This window comes from Streptomyces triticagri, assembly GCF_003429565.1.
In the GTDB taxonomy this organism is placed as follows: domain Bacteria; phylum Actinomycetota; class Actinomycetes; order Streptomycetales; family Streptomycetaceae; genus Streptomyces; species Streptomyces triticagri.
The window spans coordinates 16,809-33,460 of the sequence record NZ_QUAK01000005.1 but is presented as its reverse complement, the minus strand read 5'-3'; the positions used below and the strand labels follow the sequence as shown (position 1 = coordinate 33,460).

The 16,652-nt window shown below is 70.5% G+C and carries 19 protein-coding genes; 15 read left to right on the top strand and 4 right to left on the bottom strand.

What is annotated here, in order from left to right; genetic code table 11:
* Positions 1–12 precede the first annotated feature (12 nt).
* The 7 genes from DY218_RS34090 to argH all read left to right on the top strand — a co-directional run bounded on the left by DY218_RS34090 (position 13) and on the right by argH (position 6,826).
* Positions 13–186: a hypothetical protein gene (locus tag DY218_RS34090; RefSeq protein WP_158573946.1), complete on the top strand. Its 174-nt coding sequence runs from the start codon at positions 13–15 to the stop codon at positions 184–186.
* 94 nt (positions 187–280) lie between these two features.
* Positions 281–1,309: an N-acetyl-gamma-glutamyl-phosphate reductase gene (gene argC / locus DY218_RS00625; protein WP_128553921.1), complete on the top strand. Its 1,029-nt coding sequence runs from the start codon at positions 281–283 to the stop codon at positions 1,307–1,309.
* Positions 1,310–1,382: 73 nt separating this feature from the next.
* Entirely contained in the window at positions 1,383–2,540 is a 1,158-nt protein-coding gene (gene argJ / locus DY218_RS00620; protein ID WP_128553920.1) for a bifunctional glutamate N-acetyltransferase/amino-acid acetyltransferase ArgJ, read from the top strand.
* Positions 2,537–3,451, top strand: coding sequence for an acetylglutamate kinase (gene argB / locus DY218_RS00615; RefSeq protein WP_128553919.1), 915 nt, complete (start codon positions 2,537–2,539; stop codon positions 3,449–3,451). The genes argJ and argB overlap by 4 nt, the downstream gene beginning before the upstream one ends.
* Positions 3,448–4,686, top strand: coding sequence for an acetylornithine transaminase (locus tag DY218_RS00610; protein ID WP_128553918.1), 1,239 nt, complete (start codon positions 3,448–3,450; stop codon positions 4,684–4,686). Before argB ends, DY218_RS00610 begins: the two co-directional genes overlap by 4 nt.
* Before the next feature lie 19 nt (positions 4,687–4,705).
* On the top strand, positions 4,706–5,239 hold the full coding sequence (locus DY218_RS00605) for an arginine repressor (RefSeq protein WP_128553917.1): 534 nt from the start codon (positions 4,706–4,708) through the stop codon (positions 5,237–5,239).
* Between the two features lie 159 nt (positions 5,240–5,398).
* Positions 5,399–6,826 carry an argininosuccinate lyase gene (argH, locus tag DY218_RS00600; protein WP_128553955.1) on the top strand — a complete coding sequence of 476 codons (1,428 nt, stop codon included), beginning with the start codon at positions 5,399–5,401 and terminating at the stop codon, positions 6,824–6,826.
* A 44-nt stretch (positions 6,827–6,870) separates the two neighbouring features.
* On the opposite strand, the gene DY218_RS00595 is transcribed toward argH, so the two are convergent.
* Complete coding sequence (locus DY218_RS00595) at positions 6,871–7,335, bottom strand: YdeI/OmpD-associated family protein (RefSeq protein WP_128553916.1); 465 nt, start codon at positions 7,333–7,335, stop codon at positions 6,871–6,873.
* 110 nt (positions 7,336–7,445) lie between these two features.
* Here DY218_RS00595 and DY218_RS00590 point away from each other — a divergent pair, with 110 nt between their 5' ends.
* A complete protein-coding gene (locus DY218_RS00590) occupies positions 7,446–7,997 on the top strand; it encodes a TetR/AcrR family transcriptional regulator (protein ID WP_128553915.1) in 552 nt (183 codons plus the stop codon).
* Positions 7,994–9,541, top strand: a complete 1,548-nt coding sequence (locus tag DY218_RS00585; protein ID WP_128553914.1) for an MFS transporter — start codon at positions 7,994–7,996, stop codon at positions 9,539–9,541. Before DY218_RS00590 ends, DY218_RS00585 begins: the two co-directional genes overlap by 4 nt.
* A 19-nt stretch (positions 9,542–9,560) precedes the next feature.
* Here the strand turns inward: DY218_RS00585 and DY218_RS00580 are convergent, their stop codons facing one another.
* Entirely contained in the window at positions 9,561–10,232 is a 672-nt protein-coding gene (locus tag DY218_RS00580; protein ID WP_128553913.1) for a lysophospholipid acyltransferase family protein, read from the bottom strand.
* Between the two features lie 242 nt (positions 10,233–10,474).
* Between DY218_RS00580 and DY218_RS00575 the strand changes: the two genes are divergently transcribed.
* The 3 genes from DY218_RS00575 to DY218_RS00565 all read left to right on the top strand — a co-directional run bounded on the left by DY218_RS00575 (position 10,475) and on the right by DY218_RS00565 (position 12,853).
* Positions 10,475–11,641: a glycerophosphodiester phosphodiesterase gene (locus tag DY218_RS00575; protein WP_128553912.1), complete on the top strand. Its 1,167-nt coding sequence runs from the start codon at positions 10,475–10,477 to the stop codon at positions 11,639–11,641.
* A 118-nt stretch (positions 11,642–11,759) separates the two neighbouring features.
* Entirely contained in the window at positions 11,760–12,323 is a 564-nt protein-coding gene (locus tag DY218_RS00570; protein ID WP_128553911.1) for an RNA polymerase sigma factor, read from the top strand.
* A gap of 17 nt (positions 12,324–12,340) precedes the next feature.
* A complete protein-coding gene (locus DY218_RS00565) occupies positions 12,341–12,853 on the top strand; it encodes a GNAT family N-acetyltransferase (protein WP_128553953.1) in 513 nt (170 codons plus the stop codon).
* Here DY218_RS00565 and DY218_RS00560 read toward each other — a convergent pair.
* Positions 12,835–13,311: a hypothetical protein gene (locus DY218_RS00560; protein WP_233521282.1), complete on the bottom strand. Its 477-nt coding sequence runs from the start codon at positions 13,309–13,311 to the stop codon at positions 12,835–12,837. The genes DY218_RS00565 and DY218_RS00560 overlap by 19 nt on opposite strands.
* Before the next feature lies 1 nt (position 13,312).
* Positions 13,313–13,672: a hypothetical protein gene (locus DY218_RS00555; RefSeq protein WP_128553910.1), complete on the bottom strand. Its 360-nt coding sequence runs from the start codon at positions 13,670–13,672 to the stop codon at positions 13,313–13,315.
* A gap of 69 nt (positions 13,673–13,741) precedes the next feature.
* Between DY218_RS00555 and DY218_RS00550 the strand changes: the two genes are divergently transcribed.
* From DY218_RS00550 to DY218_RS00540, 3 genes are all read left to right on the top strand, one after another.
* Positions 13,742–14,386 carry an HAD family hydrolase gene (locus DY218_RS00550; protein WP_128553909.1) on the top strand — a complete coding sequence of 215 codons (645 nt, stop codon included), beginning with the start codon at positions 13,742–13,744 and terminating at the stop codon, positions 14,384–14,386.
* 390 nt (positions 14,387–14,776) lie between these two features.
* Complete coding sequence (locus tag DY218_RS00545) at positions 14,777–15,844, top strand: methionine ABC transporter ATP-binding protein (protein ID WP_233521281.1); 1,068 nt, start codon at positions 14,777–14,779, stop codon at positions 15,842–15,844.
* A complete protein-coding gene (locus tag DY218_RS00540; RefSeq protein WP_128553908.1) occupies positions 15,841–16,575 on the top strand; it encodes a methionine ABC transporter permease in 735 nt (244 codons plus the stop codon). The genes DY218_RS00545 and DY218_RS00540 overlap by 4 nt, the downstream gene beginning before the upstream one ends.
* Positions 16,576–16,652 lie beyond the last annotated feature (77 nt).

Here is a 16,652-nt window from a genome sequence, read left to right as displayed (position 1 = left end):
CACGGTCGCCAGGTGGGTGATCGGGTCGACCTCGACGACCGCCTGGCGGGATACGCCGGCCTACGGTTCAGACTCCGCGGGCTCGCGGAACTCATCGCCGAGACGACGACGCACCACTTGGACAGCGACCCGCAGCTCAACGCCTGGCCTGGTCCACGACCGAGCATGATCGACTTGTTGCAGTAGCTCACAGCCACACGAGGGCGAACGGCTGTCCCGGCGTCGCGTTGTATAAAACTGCGATGCTGCGTATAGTCATGCCATCGACGAGGAGGAGCCGATGGCAGTACGTGCAGCAGTGGCGGGAGCGAGTGGATACGCGGGTGGGGAACTCCTGCGTCTGCTCCTCGGGCACCCGGATGTCGAGATCGGCACCCTGACCGGCCACTCCAACGCAGGGCAGCGCCTGGGCGCACTGCAGCCCCATCTCGTGCCGCTCGCCGACCGAGTCCTCGAGCCGACCGCGGCCGAGGCGCTCGCCGGACACGACGTCGTCTTCCTCGCGCTGCCGCACGGGCAGTCCGCCGCCGTCGCCGAAGAGCTCGGTCCCGACGTCCTCGTCGTCGACATGGGAGCCGACTTCCGGCTGCAGGACGCGGCCGACTGGGAGAAGTTCTACGGTACGCCGCACGCCGGCACCTGGCCCTACGGGCTTCCCGAACTGCCGGGCGCCCGCGCCGCCCTTGAGGGGTCCAAGCGCATCGCGGTGCCCGGCTGCTACCCGACGGCCGTCTCGCTCGCGCTCGCCCCGGCCTACGCGGCGGGCCTCGCCGAGCCCGAGGCCGTGATCGTCGCGGCCACCGGCACCTCGGGCGCCGGCAAGGCGCTCAAGCCGCATCTGCTCGGCTCCGAGGTGATGGGCTCGGTGTCCCCGTACGGCGTGGGCGGCGTGCACCGGCACACCCCGGAGATGAGCCAGAACCTGAGCGCCGCCGCGGGCGAGCCGGTCACCGTGTCCTTCACCCCGACCCTGGCCCCGATGCCCCGCGGCATCCTCGCCACCTGCAGCGCGAAGGCGGCGCAGGGTGCCACGGCCGAGTCCGTGCGGGCGGCCTACGAGAAGGCCTGCGCCGACGAGCCGTTCGTCCACCTGCTGCCCGAGGGCCAGTGGCCCGCGACCGCATCGGTGTACGGATCCAACGCCGTCCAGATCCAGGTCGTACTGGACGAGACCGCAGGCCGCGTCATCGCCATCAGCGCCATCGACAACCTGACCAAGGGCACCGCCGGCGGGGCCGTCCAGAGCATGAACATCGCCCTCGGCCTGCCCGAGGAGACCGCCCTGCCCGCGACCGGAGTGGCACCGTGAACGCCCCCGGCCACCCGAGCACCACCCCGGCGCGGTACGCCGGAGCGAACGCGGAAGTGAACGAGGAGACACAGTGAGCGTGACGGCAGCAGGAGGCTTCACCGCCTCCGGCATCGCAGCAGGAATCAAGCAGAGCGGGGACGCGGACCTGGCCCTCGTGGTCAACAACGGCCCCCGCCTGGAGGCCGCCGGAGTCTTCACGTCCAACCGCGTCAAGGCGGCGCCGGTCCTGTGGTCGGAGCAGGTCGTCAAGGGCGGTCGTATCTCCGCGGTGATCCTCAACTCCGGTGGCGCCAACGCCTGTACGGGCCCGCAGGGCTTCCAGGACACCCATGCCACGGCCGAGAAAACCGCCGAGGTGCTTCCGGGCCACAGCGCCGGCGAGGTGGCCGTCGCGTCGACGGGGCTCATCGGCGAACTCCTGCCGATGGACAAGCTCCTGCCGGGCGTCGAGAAGGCGGCCGAGGCCCTGTCCGAGCACGGTGGCGAGAAGGCCGCCATCGCGATCAAGACCACCGACACCGTGCACAAGACGGCGGTGGCCGGCGGCGACGGCTGGACCGTCGGAGGCATGGCCAAGGGCGCCGGCATGCTCGCCCCCGGCCTCGCCACCATGCTCGTCGTCCTGACCACCGACGCCGACGTGGACGCGTCCGCACTGGACCGCGCCCTGCGCGACGCCACCCGGACCACCTTCGACCGGGTCGACTCCGACGGCTGCATGTCGACCAACGACACGGTGCTGCTCCTCGCCTCCGGAGCGTCCCGAGTCGCTCCGGAGTACGAGGAGTTCGCCGAGGCGGTACGGACGGTCTGCGCCGACCTCGCACGTCAGCTGATCGGGGACGCCGAAGGGGCGAGCAAGGACATCCGCATCGAGGTGATCAACGCCGCGAGCGAGGACGACGCCGTCGAGGTGGGCCGCTCCATCGCCCGCAACAACCTCCTCAAGTGCGCGATCCACGGCGAGGACCCCAACTGGGGCCGCGTCCTCTCGGCGATCGGCACCACCTCCGCCGCCTTCGACCCGGATCGGCTCAACGTGGCCATCAACGACGTGTGGGTCTGCAAGAACGGCTCGGTCGGCGAGGACCGCACCGGCGTCGACATGCGCTTCCGTGAGGTCAGGATCACCGCCGACCTGGCCGCAGGAGACACCGAACCGGTGGTCGTCTGGGCCAACGACCTCACCGCCGACTACGTCCACGAGAACAGCGCGTACAGCTCATGAGCACCCGTAAGCACACCGCACTGCCCAAGGCGCAGACCCTCATCGAGGCACTGCCCTGGCTGACCCGGCACCACGGCAGGACGGTCGTCATCAAGTTCGGCGGCAACGCCATGATCGACGAGGACCTCAAGGCCGCCTTCGCCCAGGACGTCGTCTTCCTCAGGCATGCCGGCCTGAAGCCGGTCGTGGTGCACGGCGGTGGGCCGCAGATCAGCGCCCAGCTCGACCGGCACGGCCTGGTCAGCGAGTTCAAGGCGGGCCTCAGGGTCACCACGCCCGAGGCCATGGACGTGGTCCGTATGGTGCTCGCCGGCCAGGTGCAGCGCGAGCTGGTCGGCCTGCTCAACGAGCACGGCCCGCTCGCCGTCGGCCTCACCGGCGAGGACGCCCACACCATCACCGCGACCAAGCACCAGCCGCGTATCGAGGGAGAGTTGGTCGACATCGGCCGGGTCGGTGAGATCACTGCCATCGACACCGGCGCCATCGAGGCCCTGCTCGCCGACGGCCGTATCCCGGTCGTCTCCTCCATCGCCCGCTCCGAGGACGACGGACATGTCTACAACGTCAATGCTGATACGGCGGCTGCGGCACTCGCTGCGGCACTTGATGCCGAGACCCTGATGGTCCTCACCGATGTCGAGGGCCTTTACGAGGACTGGCCGAACAGCGACGAGGTGATCAGCCGCCTCACCGCGAAGGAACTCGAGAAACTGCTCCCGGAGCTGGCGAGCGGCATGGTCCCGAAGATGGAGGGCTGCCTGCACGCCGTACGCAACGGAGTGCACACGGCCCGCGTGATCGACGGACGGGTGCAGCACTCGATCCTCCTCGAGATCTTCACCGACGAAGGCATCGGCACCATGGTCGTGCCCGACGCCGACCCCACGAGCAAAGGTGTGGACGCATGACGACCACCGGGAACGCCACCTACGCGAAGCGGTGGCAGGACTCCCTGATGAACACCTACGGGACTCCGCAGCTCACTCTGGAGCGCGGCGAGGGCACCAAGGTCTGGGACGCCGACGGCACCGAATACACCGACTTCGTCGGCGGCATCGCGGTGAACGCACTCGGGCACGCCCACCCCGCGGTCGTCCGCGCGGTCAGTGACCAGATCGCGACCCTGGGCCAGATCTCCAACTACTTCGCCGCCGAGCCGACCGTCGCGCTCGCCGAGCGGCTGCTGCAGCACTTCGGGCGCCCGGGCAGGGTCTTCTTCTGCAACTCCGGCACCGAGGCGATGGAGGCGGCCTTCAAGATCGGCCGCCTGACCGGGCGTTCGCACCTGGTGGCGGCGCAGGGCGGCTTCCACGGCCGGACGATGGGCGCCCTGTCGCTCACCGGCCAGGACGACAAGCGGACGCCCTTCGTCCCGCTGCCGGGCGATGTGACGCATGTGCCGTACGGGGACGTGGAGGCGCTGCGCGCCGCGGTGACCGAGGACACCGCGCTCGTGGTGCTCGAGCCGATCCAGGGCGAGATCGGTGTGCTGCCGCCGCCGCCCGGCTATCTGCGGGCGGCCCGGGAGATCACCGAGGCGACCGGCACCCTCCTGGTCCTCGACGAGGTGCAGACCGGCATCGGCAGGACGGGCCAGTGGTTCGAGCACCAGGCCCACGACGGGGTGCTCCCCGATGTCGTCACGCTGGCCAAGGGCCTCGGCGGCGGGCTGCCGATCGGTGCCACGGTGGCCTTCGGCGCGGCTGCCGATCTGCTGAAGCCCGGCAATCACGGCACGACGTTCGGCGGCAATCCGGTCGCCTGCGCGGCGGGCCTCGCCGTACTCGACACCATCGCCGAGGAAGGGCTGCTCGACCACGTCAAGCGGGCCGGCGAGCGGCTGCGCGGCGGAATCGAGGGCATCGGCCACCCGCTCGTCGCCCAAGTCCGCGGCGCCGGACTGCTGCTGGGTATGGTGCTCACCGAACCGCTGGCCCCGCAGGTGCGGGCGGCGGCTCAGGACGCGGGGTTCCTGGTGAATGTGGCGGCGCCCGACGTCGTCCGGCTGATGCCGGCGCTGACGATCGGCGACGACGACGTGGACGCGCTGCTGCGGGCCCTGCCCGGCGTCCTCGACCAGGCCCAGGACGCCGCGGCGGCCGAGCGGGCCGCGCAGGCCGGACAGGCCGACGGGGAAGGATGATCCGGAGAATGGGACGACGATGAGCCTGCAGGAGAACGAGCAAGCCGGGCCGGCGGTGCCGCAGACGCGCACCGCCCGCCACCGCCGGATCGTGGACATCCTCAACCGGCAGGCGGTGCGCTCCCAGAGCCAGTTGGCGAAGCTGCTCGCCGACGACGGCCTGACCGTCACCCAGGCCACGCTCTCGCGCGACCTGGACGAACTCAACGCGGTCAAGATCCGCAACAACGACGGCGACCTGATCTACGCGGTGCCGAGCGAGGGCGGATTCCGCACCCCGCGGGCCCCGCTCGGCGAGTCGGCGAAGGAGGAGCGGATGCGGCGCCTCTCCGCTGAGCTGCTGATCTCCGCGGAGGCCTCGGCGAATCTCGTGGTGCTGCGTACGCCGCCGGGGGCTGCGCAGTTCCTGGCCTCGGCCATCGATCAGGCCGAGCTGCACGACATCCTCGGCACCATCGCGGGCGACGACACCCTCATGCTCATCAGCCGGGAGCCGGACGGCGGCCAGGCGCTCGCCGACCACATGCTGCATCTGGCGCAGGACACGCGCTGACCTGCATGGAAGGGCCCGTTCCGGACACCTCGTGAGGGGGTGCGGGACGGGCCCTGCGCGCGTCGTGGGGAGGATGGACGACAGCGGCAGATTGACGATTCATGCGGAGTAATGCATAATCATGCATGCATGGAGCGTCAAGATCGCGAGGAGCACGAGTTGAGCAGCAACACCGGTGATGTCCGGCTCTGGGGCGGCCGTTTCGCGGACGGCCCCGCCGAAGCCCTGGCGAAACTGTCCGCGTCCGTCCACTTCGACTGGCGTCTCGCCCCGTACGACATCGCGGGTTCCCGTGCCCACGCGCGCGTGCTCAACGCAGCAGGTCTGCTGACCGCCGAGGAGCTGGATGCCATGCTCGCCGGGCTCGACCGGCTCGAGCGGGATGTCGAGGACGGCTCGTTCACCGGCACCATCGCCGACGAGGACGTGCACACCGCCCTCGAGCGGGGCCTGCTCGAGCGGCTGGGCCCCGACCTCGGCGGCAAGCTGCGCGCCGGCCGCTCGCGCAACGACCAGGTCGCCACGCTGTTCAAGATGTATCTGCGCGACCACGCCCGGATCATCGGCGGACTGCTCGCCGAACTGCAGGGCGCCCTCGTGGGTCTCGCCGAGGCCCACCCGGATGTGGCGATGCCGGGGCGTACGCATCTGCAGCACGCCCAGCCCGTACTCTTCGCGCACCATGTGCTCGCGCACGTCCAGTCGCTGTCCCGGGACGCCGAGCGGCTGCGGCAGTGGGACGAGCGGACCGCCGTCTCGCCGTACGGCTCCGGGGCGCTCGCCGGCTCCTCGCTCGGCCTCGACCCGCAGGCCGTGGCGGCGGACCTCGGCTTCGAGCACGGCTCGGCGGGCAACTCGATCGACGGCACGGCCGCGCGCGACTTCGTCGCCGAATTCGCCTTCATCACCGCCATGATCGGCGTGAACCTCTCCCGGATCGCCGAAGAGGTGATCATCTGGAACACGAAGGAGTTCTCCTTCGTGACCCTGCACGACGCCTTCTCGACCGGCTCCTCGATCATGCCGCAGAAGAAGAACCCCGACATCGCCGAGCTGGCGCGGGGCAAGTCCGGCCGGCTGATCGGCAATCTGACCGGCCTGCTGGCCACGCTGAAGGCGCTGCCGCTCGCGTACAACCGCGATCTGCAGGAGGACAAGGAGCCGGTCTTCGACTCCTGCGACCAACTCGAGGTCCTGCTGCCCGCGTTCACCGGGATGATGGCGACGCTGACGGTCCACCGCGAGCGGATGGAGGAGCTGGCGCCCGCGGGCTTCTCGCTCGCCACGGACATCGCGGAGTGGCTGGTCAAGCAAGGCGTGCCGTTCCGCGTCGCGCACGAGGTCGCGGGGGAGTGCGTCAAGGAGTGCGAGGCGAACGGGATCGAGCTGGACGAGCTCACCGACGCCCAGTTCGCCAAGATCTCGCCGCATCTCACGCCGGAGGTCCGCAGCGTGCTCGATGTCCCGGGTGCGCTCGCCTCCCGCAGCGGCCGCGGCGGCACTGCGCCCTCGGCGGTCGCGGCCCAACTGGCCGAGGTCAAGCAGGACTTGGATCTGCAGAAGGCCTGGGCGGAGGCCAAGAAGTAGCCCCCTCGACGGCACGGTTCACCCGCTGAGCCGCAACGGCCCGGTCACCGCTGAGGTGGCCGGGCCGTCGTCAGTTCGGCGACGATCCCGGCGATCCGCCGCTCGCGGGTGTCCGCGCGCTTGGCCGAGGTGACGGCTTCCGCGCGTTCGCGCCGTCTGCTGTAGGAGAGCGCGGCGAACGCCTCGGTCGCGCCCGGGTGCTGCCCCAGGGCCCGGGCGAGGTCCTCGGGGACCTCGACGGTGCGCTCCGCGAGATCCAGGGCGATGGTCACCTCGCAGGTGTCGCCGGCCCGGACGCCGGCGGCCTCGCGATTGACCGCGCTGAGCGGCAGCATGTACTCGCCGCCGTACACGGCCACCGTGCTGCGGTACGTATGGGGTCCGACGGTCACCAGGACTCGTGGGCGCTTGCCCTGGCCGAGCGCTTCGACGGCCTCCGCGGGCACCCGGAACCCGGTGGCGGTCTTGTCGCCCAGCTCGATACGCGTCGTGAAGGTCTCCGGCGCCATGGCTGCCTCCCGCTTCCCCCGCTTCGGTGGAGTTCCCACGCGTGTGCAGGGCCGACCCTAGCCGCATATTGGATGAGACATCTATGTCTCATTCGGGTTATGGTCGTCTCATGACGACCGATCGAGAGCAGGTGCTCGAGTCCGCGGCCGCCCTCCTCACCCGGAAGGCCACCGCGACGATGGACGAGGTGGCGCGGGCCGCCGGCATCAGCCGGGCCACCCTGCACCGTCTCTTCGCCGGGCGCGACACCTTGGTGCGGGCGATCGAGGACATGAGCCTGCGGCGCTTCGAGGAGGCGCTGGACGCCGCCCGGCTGGACGAGGACGAGGCGTCCGACGCGCTGCGCCGGCTGGTCGCCGAGGCCGAGCCCGTCGCGGGCGTACTCGCCTTCCTGATCACCGAGAACCAGCTCTTCGAGGCCGAGGGCATGAACGAGGGCTGGGACCGGATCGACGACCGCGTCTCGGCGCTGTTCCGCCGAGGCCAGGAGTCGGGCGAGTTCCGGATCGACCTCACGCCTGCTTGGCTCACCGACGCCCTGTACGGGCTGATCAGTTCGGGCGCCTGGTCGGTGCAGGACGGGCGGCTCGCCGCCAAGGACTTCCAGTACATGATCGTCGAGCTGCTGCTCGGCGGCGCACGACGGAGCGTGAAGCGATGACCGGCATCAAGGAGCGTACGACCGCGGACGAGGGGGCTCTGCACCGCCCCGGACGCTGGATCGCGCTGGCCGTTCTGGTGCTCGCCGTCCTCCTGGTCGCCGTGGACGCGACCGTGCTGGCGCTCGCCACCCCGTACATCAGCGAGGACTTGAAGCCCTCGGGCACCCAGCTGCTGTGGATCGGTGACGTCTACTCGTTCGTCATCGCCGGACTCCTGGTCTCCATGGGCAGCCTGGGCGACCGCATCGGGCGCAAGAAGCTGCTGCTCACCGGCGCCGCCGCCTTCGGCGCGGTGTCACTTCTGAACGCGTACGCCACCACGCCCGAGCTGATGATCCTCGCGCGGGCGCTGCTCGGCGTGGCCGGCGCGACCCTGATGCCGTCCACGCTCGCGCTGATCCGGAACATCTTCCACGACCCGCGGGAGCGCTCGGTCGCCATCGGGATCTGGGGCGCTGCCGCGTCGGCCGGTGCGGCGGTCGGCCCGGTCGTCGGCGGATTCCTGCTTGAGCACTTCTGGTGGGGCAGCGTCTTCCTGATCAACCTGCCCGTGATGGCGGTCCTCGTGGTCGTCGGCGTCAAGCTGCTGCCCGAGTCGAAGAACCCGTCGCCCGGCCCCTGGGATCTGCCCAGCGTCGGCCTGTCCCTGATCGGCATGGTCGCGGTGGTCTACGCGATCAAGGAGGCCGCCGCGCACGGCATGCGCTGGGACGTCGCGGCGACCGCGGTGCTCGGCGTGCTGGCCCTGGTCTGGTTCGTACGCCGGCAGCGGGCGCTCGATGCGCCGCTGCTCGATGTGCAGCTGTTCCGCAACAAGGGCTTCTCCGGCGCCGTGCTCGCCGACCTCCTGACCATCCTCGGACTCTCCGGCCTGATCTTCTTCCTGTCGCAGTTCCTGCAGCTGGTCCAGGGCCGGCAGCCGCTGGAGGCGGGGCTCGCCGAACTGCCCGCCGCGGTGGGCGCGGTGACCGCCGGTCTGCTCGCCGGCCGTGCCGCCCGACGCTTCTCGGTACGGCTCGTGGTGGCCGGCGGCCTGGCGGCGGTGGGCCTCTCGCTCGCCGTGCTGACCATGCTCAGCCGGACCACGGGCTATCCGCTGCTCGGCGCGGTGCTGCTCGTGGTCGGCATCGGAGCCGGCTTCGCCTTCACCGTGACCGCCGACGTGATCCTTTCCAGCGTGCCCAAGGAGCAGGCGGGCGCGGCATCCGCGGTCTCGGAGACGGCGTACGAACTCGGCACGGCGCTCGGTATCGCCCTGCTCGGATCCATCGTGACCGGCATCTACCGGGACTTCGGCGCCCCGGACGGAATTCCGGGCCAGGCCGTGGAGGCCGCCCGCGAGTCGCTCGGCGGGGCGGTGGAATCGGCGCGCGCACTGCCCGCCGCCCAGGCCGCCGAACTGCTCGGGACCGCCCAGAGCGCCTTCGTGGACGGACTGCGGGTGGCGGCAGGCGTGGGCGCGGCCGTGCTGCTCGCCGCCTCAGTCGCCGCCTGGTTCCTGCTGCGCGACAGCCGCCTCGAGGACGGCGTCGAGCATCTGTGAGCCGCGGGGGAGGAGACCGTCAGGCGGCCTTGGCCTTCGTGGCGTACATGTCCACGTACTCCTGACCGGACAGCGTCATGACCTCGCTCATCACCGAGTCGGTCACGGCCCGCAGCACGTAGCGGTCGCGGCCCATGCCCTCGTAGCGGGAGAACTCCATCGGCTCGCCGAAGCGGACCGTCACCCGGCCCGGCCGGGGCAGCCCGGCGCCGCCCGGCTGGAGCTTGTCCGTACCGATGATGGCGAACGGCACCACCGGGGCGCCGGTCATCAGGGTCAGCCGGGCGATGCCGGTACGGCCGCGGTAGAGGCGGCCGTCGGGCGAGCGGGTGCCCTCCGGGTAGATGCTGAACACCTTGCCCTCGTCGAGGACGCGGCGCCCCGTCATCAGGGCGGCCGCTCCGCCGCGCCCGCCGTCGCGGTCCACCGGGATCATTCCGCAGCCGGTGAAGAACCAGGCCATCAGGCGGCCCTTGATTCCCTTGCCGGTGACGTACTCGTCCTTGCCGATGAAGAAGACCTGCCGGTTGCAGAACAGCGGCATGATCATCGAGTCGATGAACGTCAGGTGGTTGCCCGCGAGGATCACGGGGCCGGTGGCCGGAATGTTCTCCACGCCCTCCACCCGTGGTCGGAACATCAGGCGCAGGACCGGTCCGAGTACTGCCTTGATGAACGCAAAGCGGGACAACTAGCCCTCCGGTGTCAAGCAGCGGGGATGAGGTATGTGCAGGTGAGGACGATACTCGCGGGCCCGCACCGATTGCACATCGGGTTCACGGAGCGGATACGCAGTGTTGACCTGTCTTTGCACTGTGTTCGTCCAAGGGTCTCCCCGTCGTCATGCGTAGCGTCCTAGCATCGGTCACCCGCTTTGACAGGTGCGGGACATGTCGCGTCCGCGGCCGCGGACGGCGATCCGGGAGGAGACCCATGACGCAGGGCACGACGAAGGAGCAGCAGCCGGGCACAGGACCGGGGCGGCGCGCACTTCTGGGGGCCGCGGTCCTCGGTGCAGGTGGCGCGGCGCTCGGGCTGCCCGGCACGGCGAGAGCCGCCGAGCGAGGGCGCGGCCACTCCCACGACGATCTGCCGGTGCCCCTGGTCGTCGCCCACCGCGGTACGAGCGGCTATCGCCCCGAGCACACGCTCGGCTCGTACCAGCTCGCGCTCGACATGGGCGCGCACGTCATCGAGCAGGATCTGGTGCCCACCAAGGACGGCCATCTCGTATGCCGTCATGAGAACGACATCACCGGCACCACCGATGTCGCCGACCACCCGGAGTTCGCCGGCCGCAAGACCACCAAGTCCGTGGACGGCGTCTCGCTGACCGGCTGGTTCACCGAGGACTTCACGCTCGCGGAGCTGCAGACGCTGCGCGCGAAGGAGCGGATCCCCGAGAACCGGCAGCGCAACACGATCTTCGACGGCCGCTGGTCCGTGCCCACCTTCGAGGAGGTCCTGCAGTGGGCCGAGAAGGAGGGCAGGAAGCGCGGCCGCCGCATCTGGCTGCACGTCGAGACCAAGCACCCCACGTACTTCCGGAAGCTCGGCCTCGGCCTCGAGGAGCCGCTGGTCAAGCTGCTGCGCAAGTACGGCCGGCACAAGAAGAACTCGCCGACGTTCCTGCAGTCCTTCGAGCCGTCCAGCATCGAGCGCCTCGGCAAGCTGGTGGACGGCCCGCTGGTCGTGCTGCTCGGCGACGCCGACACCCAGCCCTGGGACTTCGTCGAGGCGGGCGACCCGCGCACGGTCGCCGACCTGATCACCCCCGAGGGCCTTGAGTGGATCGCCTCCTTCGCGCAGGGCATCGGGCCGACCCTCGACCTGATCATCCCGAAGGACGAGGACGGCAAGCTCCTGGAGCCGACCACGCTGGTACGGGACGCACACGCCCAGAAGCTCGTGCTGCACCCGTACACCTTCCGCAACGAGAACACCTTCCTGCCCGCCGACTACCGGCGCGGCACGGACCCGAACGCCTACGGCGACGTCTTCGGCGCGCTCAAGGCCTATCTCGACACCGGGATCGACGGGATCTTCTCCGACAACCCGGACACGGCGCTGCTCGCGGCGGCCGAGATCGGGGGCCGCTGACCCCGCGCCGTCCAGGGCGGGGCGGCAGTGTGTCACCGTCCTGCCCCTCCTTCACCGTTCGGGATGAGCTTCGGGCGCTGCCGGAAACCTGCCGCCCCGCCCGCTCGTCAAGATCGGCATGACCCGAGCGAAATCCCTCCTGCCGGCCGGCCTCGCGAGCCTGCACCCACTGCTCAGGGCCGAGGCGGCCGCCGAAGCCGCCGCGGCCGGCATCGATCCCGGCGACCTCGAACAGACCGTGTGGCTGCGGCTGTTCGAGCGCGCCGGCGCGGGAGATCCGGTCACCGATGCACCGCGGTGGATGCGTGCGGCGGTACGGGCCGAGGCGCGGATCGCCCGGCGCCGGGCCCGCCGCGAGGTGCCGTACGCCGACGAGGGGCAGCCGGCGGGACCCGCCGGGGGTCACGGTCCGGAGCGTCTCGCGCTCGCCGCCGAGCAGGGCCGGGTCATCCGGGCGGCGGTACGCAGGCTCCCCGGCCGCTGCCCCCGGCTGCTCGGCGCCCTGCTGTCCCCGCAGGACCTCACCTACCGCGAAATCGCAGGGCAGTTGGGAATGTCACAGGGCAGCCTGGGGCCGGAACGTTCCCGATGCCTGGGATGCCTGCGCAGAATGCTCGCGGCGGAGGTTGCGCCGCACGGCCCATGGGGAACAGTGCGGGGTAGGCAACCGGTGGACAGGTGAGCGAGAGGCATGCACACATGGGCATCAGCGTGACCATCTCTGCGGCGACCGAGCAGGACGCCGAACAGATCCTGAAGCTGCAGTTCCTCTGCTACCAGAGCGAGGCGGAGCTGTACGGCGACTACACGATCGAGCCGCTCACCGAGCCGCTCGACTCGATCAAGGGCGAGCTGACCGCCGGCGGCGTGCTGGTCGCCCGCCTCGGCGACGAGGTGGTGGCCGCCGTCCGCGGCAGCGTCGATCCCGACGGCACCGCCCGGATCAACAAGCTGATCGTCCATCCCCGGATGCAGCGGCACGGGCTCGGCGGCCGGCTGCTCATCGCCATCGAGCAGCGGCTCGGCGGCTCGTCCACGGTCAAGCGCTTCCAGCTCTTCACCGGCCACCGCAGCGAGAACAACCTGCAGCTCTACCGCAAGCACGGCTACGCCCCGGTCTCCACCGAGGTCGTCAACGGCCGCCTCACCCTGATCACGCTCACCAAGGACGCCGCCCCCGCCGCGCCGTCCGCCTACGCGGCGAGCGCCTGAGTCCTGGCCCTCCGCAGCCAGTACATCGCGGTCACCGGCAGCAGTACGGGGATGAACACGTACCCCATCCCGTAGTCGGACCAGACCGTGGCGTCCGGGAACGCGGAGGGCTCGACCAGCGTCCAGGTGCCCACGATCAGCACACCGGCCAGCTCCGCCGCACAGCAGGCGAAGGCCGCCCTGCGGGCCTTCTCTCCGCCGCGGACCAGGGTGTACGTGATGAACGCGTAGACCAGGGCGGCGAGCGCCGACAGCGAATAGGCGAGCGGCGCCCGGTCGAGCTCCGTGGACATCTGGTAGACGGAGCGCGACAGTGCGCCCACCACCATGACCCCGTACAGCCAGAGCAGCAGTAGGCCGGGGCCGGTGATCAGGCGGGAGCGGGTGCTGCCTTTCGATGCGCCCGCGGGACCGTTCGCCTCGTCGGCCGTCCCGGACTTCTCGGATCCGTCCGTCATCTCAGCCTCCCCAGATGTCGTGCAGCCGGACTTCGAGTACGGCGAGCACCACGGCACCCGCCGCCACGGTCACCGAGCCCCACCGGGTGCGCTCCGCGAGCGACAGGAAGCCTGCCGCCGGAATGCACGCCGCCGAGCCGACGAGATACGCGACGAAAATCACGGTGCCCTGCTCCGGCTCTTCACCCCGCGCCAACTGCACGATTCCCACGATCAGTTGGACGATCGCAAGGAGCGACACCACGGCCATGCCGATGAAGTGCCAGTCCTTGGTGGGCTGATCGCGCCAGGCGGCGAAGCCGCACCACGCGGCGAGCACGAGCGCGGCCACACCGGTCGCGATCGTCAGGGCGGTAAGCATGCCGCGAGCCTATTACGGGACGAATGGCCCGATGCGCGCGGCCCCGGACGCCCCGTAGGGTCGGGGACCATGAAGATCCACGCCGAAGCCCTGCTGTTCGACAACGACGGAACCCTGATCTCCTCCATGGAGTCCGTCTATCGCTGCTGGACCCGTCTGGCGCAGGAGTACGGCGTCACCGAGGCGATGGCCTCGACCGATCTGCACGGCCGGCCCGCCGCGGAGATCCTCGCCGAGGTGCTCCCCGCCGAGCAGGTCCCCGAAGCCGTCGCCCGTATCGAGCGGCTCGAGGTGGAGGACGTGGCCGGTGGGGTCGTACTGCTGCCCGGGACCAAGGAACTTTTGCAGAAGCTGCCCGCCGACCGCTGGGCCGTCGTCACCTCCGCCACCCGACCGCTCGCCTCCGCCCGACTCCACGAGGTCGGCATCGACTTCCCCACGATGATCGCCGCGAACGACATCACGCGCGGCAAGCCCGACCCCGAGCCGTTCCTGCTCGCAGCCGAGCGCCTCGGCGTCGACCCGGCGCGCTGCGTGGTCTTCGAGGACGCCCCCGCCGGGCTCGCCTCCGGCCGTGCGGCCGGCATGCGGACCGTGGCCTTGACCACAACGCACCGGGCCGACCAGCTCACCGCCGATGTCGTCGTACCCGATCTCTCCGCGGTGTCCGTGCAGGTTACGGACGACGGGGTGGATATCACCACCGAGGGCTGAGCAAACTCGCGGGGCGTCCGGGTGCCGGGCGCCCCGCGTCCGTTATGCGGACGCCGTTGATCGGCTCGTCGTGCCGTCTGTTTTACTGGGGGACATGACCACGACGAGCAACCGCATCCCTGCGACCGAGGCGTACACCGCGCCCGGTGCTCGTTGTATGTGTCGAATGCGCGCCTTCTGAGGGCCCCCGCACCCCCGCCTCGCGCCCCGAAGCGAGACCGCGAGCCGTGTCAGGACAGCACTTCCCGTCCGACCGAGCCTGCCCCGCGTACGCGCCGATCGCCTTCCCCGCACCGATCCCGGGGAGCACTCCGCCTGCGCGCCCGAGAAGACGAACGCCCCCGTGCCCGGTGCACACCGCGCCGCGCACTCGACAGTGACGGAAACCCAGTGATCACCACTACGGGCCTGACCAAGGTCTACCGCTCCCGCGGCCGCGAGGTCACCGCCCTCGACGGCGTCGATCTGCATGTGCGGGAGGGCGAGGTGTACGGCGTCATCGGCCAGAGCGGCGCCGGCAAGTCCTCGCTCATCCGCTGCGTCAATCTCCTGGAGAAGCCCACCGCCGGCACCGTGACCGTGGACGGCGTCGACCTCACCGCACTGGCCGGCCGCGGCCAGCGGGCCGGCCGGGAACTGCGCGAGGCGCGCAGCCGTATCGGTATGGTCTTCCAGCACTTCAACCTGCTGTCCTCGCGGACCGTGCAGGACAACGTCGAGCTCCCCCTGGAGATCCTCGGCAAGTCCGGCCGCGAGCGCAGCCGCAAGGCACTCGAACTCCTCGACCTGGTCGGCCTCGCCGACAAGGCGAAGAGCTACCCGAGCCAGCTCTCCGGCGGCCAGAAGCAGCGCGTCGGCATCGCCCGCGCCCTGGCCGGCGACCCCAAGGTGCTGCTCTCCGACGAGGCCACCAGCGCCCTCGACCCGGAGACCACCCGCTCCATCCTGGAGCTCCTGCGCGACCTCAACCGCCAGCTCGGCCTCACCGTGCTGCTCATCACCCACGAGATGGACGTCGTGAAGACCATCTGCGACTCGGCCGCCCTGATGGAACACGGCAGGATCGTGGAGTCCGGGACCGTGGACGAGCTCCTCGCCACCCCCGGCTCCGAACTGGCCGCCGCCCTCTTCCCGGTCAGCGGCGAGGCGTCCGGCGACGAGCGCACCGTGGTCGACGTGACCTTCCACGGCGAGGCCGCCACCCAGCCGGTCATCTCCCAGCTCTCCCGTACGTACAACATCGACATCTCGATCCTGGGCGCCGCGATGGACACCGTCGCGGGCCGGCAGGTCGGGCGGATGCGCATCGAACTGCCCGGAGCCTTCGAGGAGAACGTCGTGCCGATCGGCTTCCTGCGCGAGCAGGGCCTGCAGGTCGAGGTGGCCGGACACGACGGCGAGGCCGCGCCCCGGCTCGCCGAATCGGCACCCCAGCTCGTCAAGGAGGGCGTCAAGTGACCTGGTCGGAGATGCAGCCGCTGCTGGAGCAGGCCTGTTGGGACACCCTCTACATGGTCGGCTGGTCCACCCTGATCGCCGTCGTCGGCGGACTGCCGCTCGGCGTGCTCCTGGTCCTCACCGACCGCGGCGGGCTGCTGCAGAACACGGTCGTCAACAAGGTGATCGGGCAGATCGTGAACATCGCGCGGTCGATGCCCTTCATCATCCTGATGGTCGCCCTGATGTCCTTCACCCGATGGATCACCGGCACCACGATCGGCGTCGAGGCCGCGATCGTGCCGCTGGCCATCGGTGCCATCCCGTTCTTCGCGCGACTCGTGGAGACCGCGGTGCGCGAGGTGGACCACGGACTCGTCGAGGCCGTACAGGCAATGGGCGGCAACACCTGGACCGTCGTACGCAAGGTCCTGATCCCCGAGTCGCTGCCCTCGCTGATCTCCAGCGCCACCACCACGATCGTGGTGCTCATCGGCTACTCCGCGATGGCCGGCACCGTGGGTGCGGGCGGTCTCGGTGACATCGCCGTCCGCTACGGCTACCAGCGCTTCGAGACCGGGATGATGTGGATCACCGTCGGCGTGCTCGCCGTGGTCATCTCCGCCATCCAGTTCGCCGGAGACCTCGCGGCCCGCTCCCTCGCGCGGCGCGGACGCGGCTCCACCGTCCCCAAGCTGCGGCTGCTGCGCACCCCCGCACCGGCCGCCGTCGAGCCCACCAAGGCTTCCTGAACCCGGCACCTCCGGGCTTCCCGATCCGCCCCGACACCCGCTTCGGGGTCGTACCACCCATGGAGAAAGGCACTTTT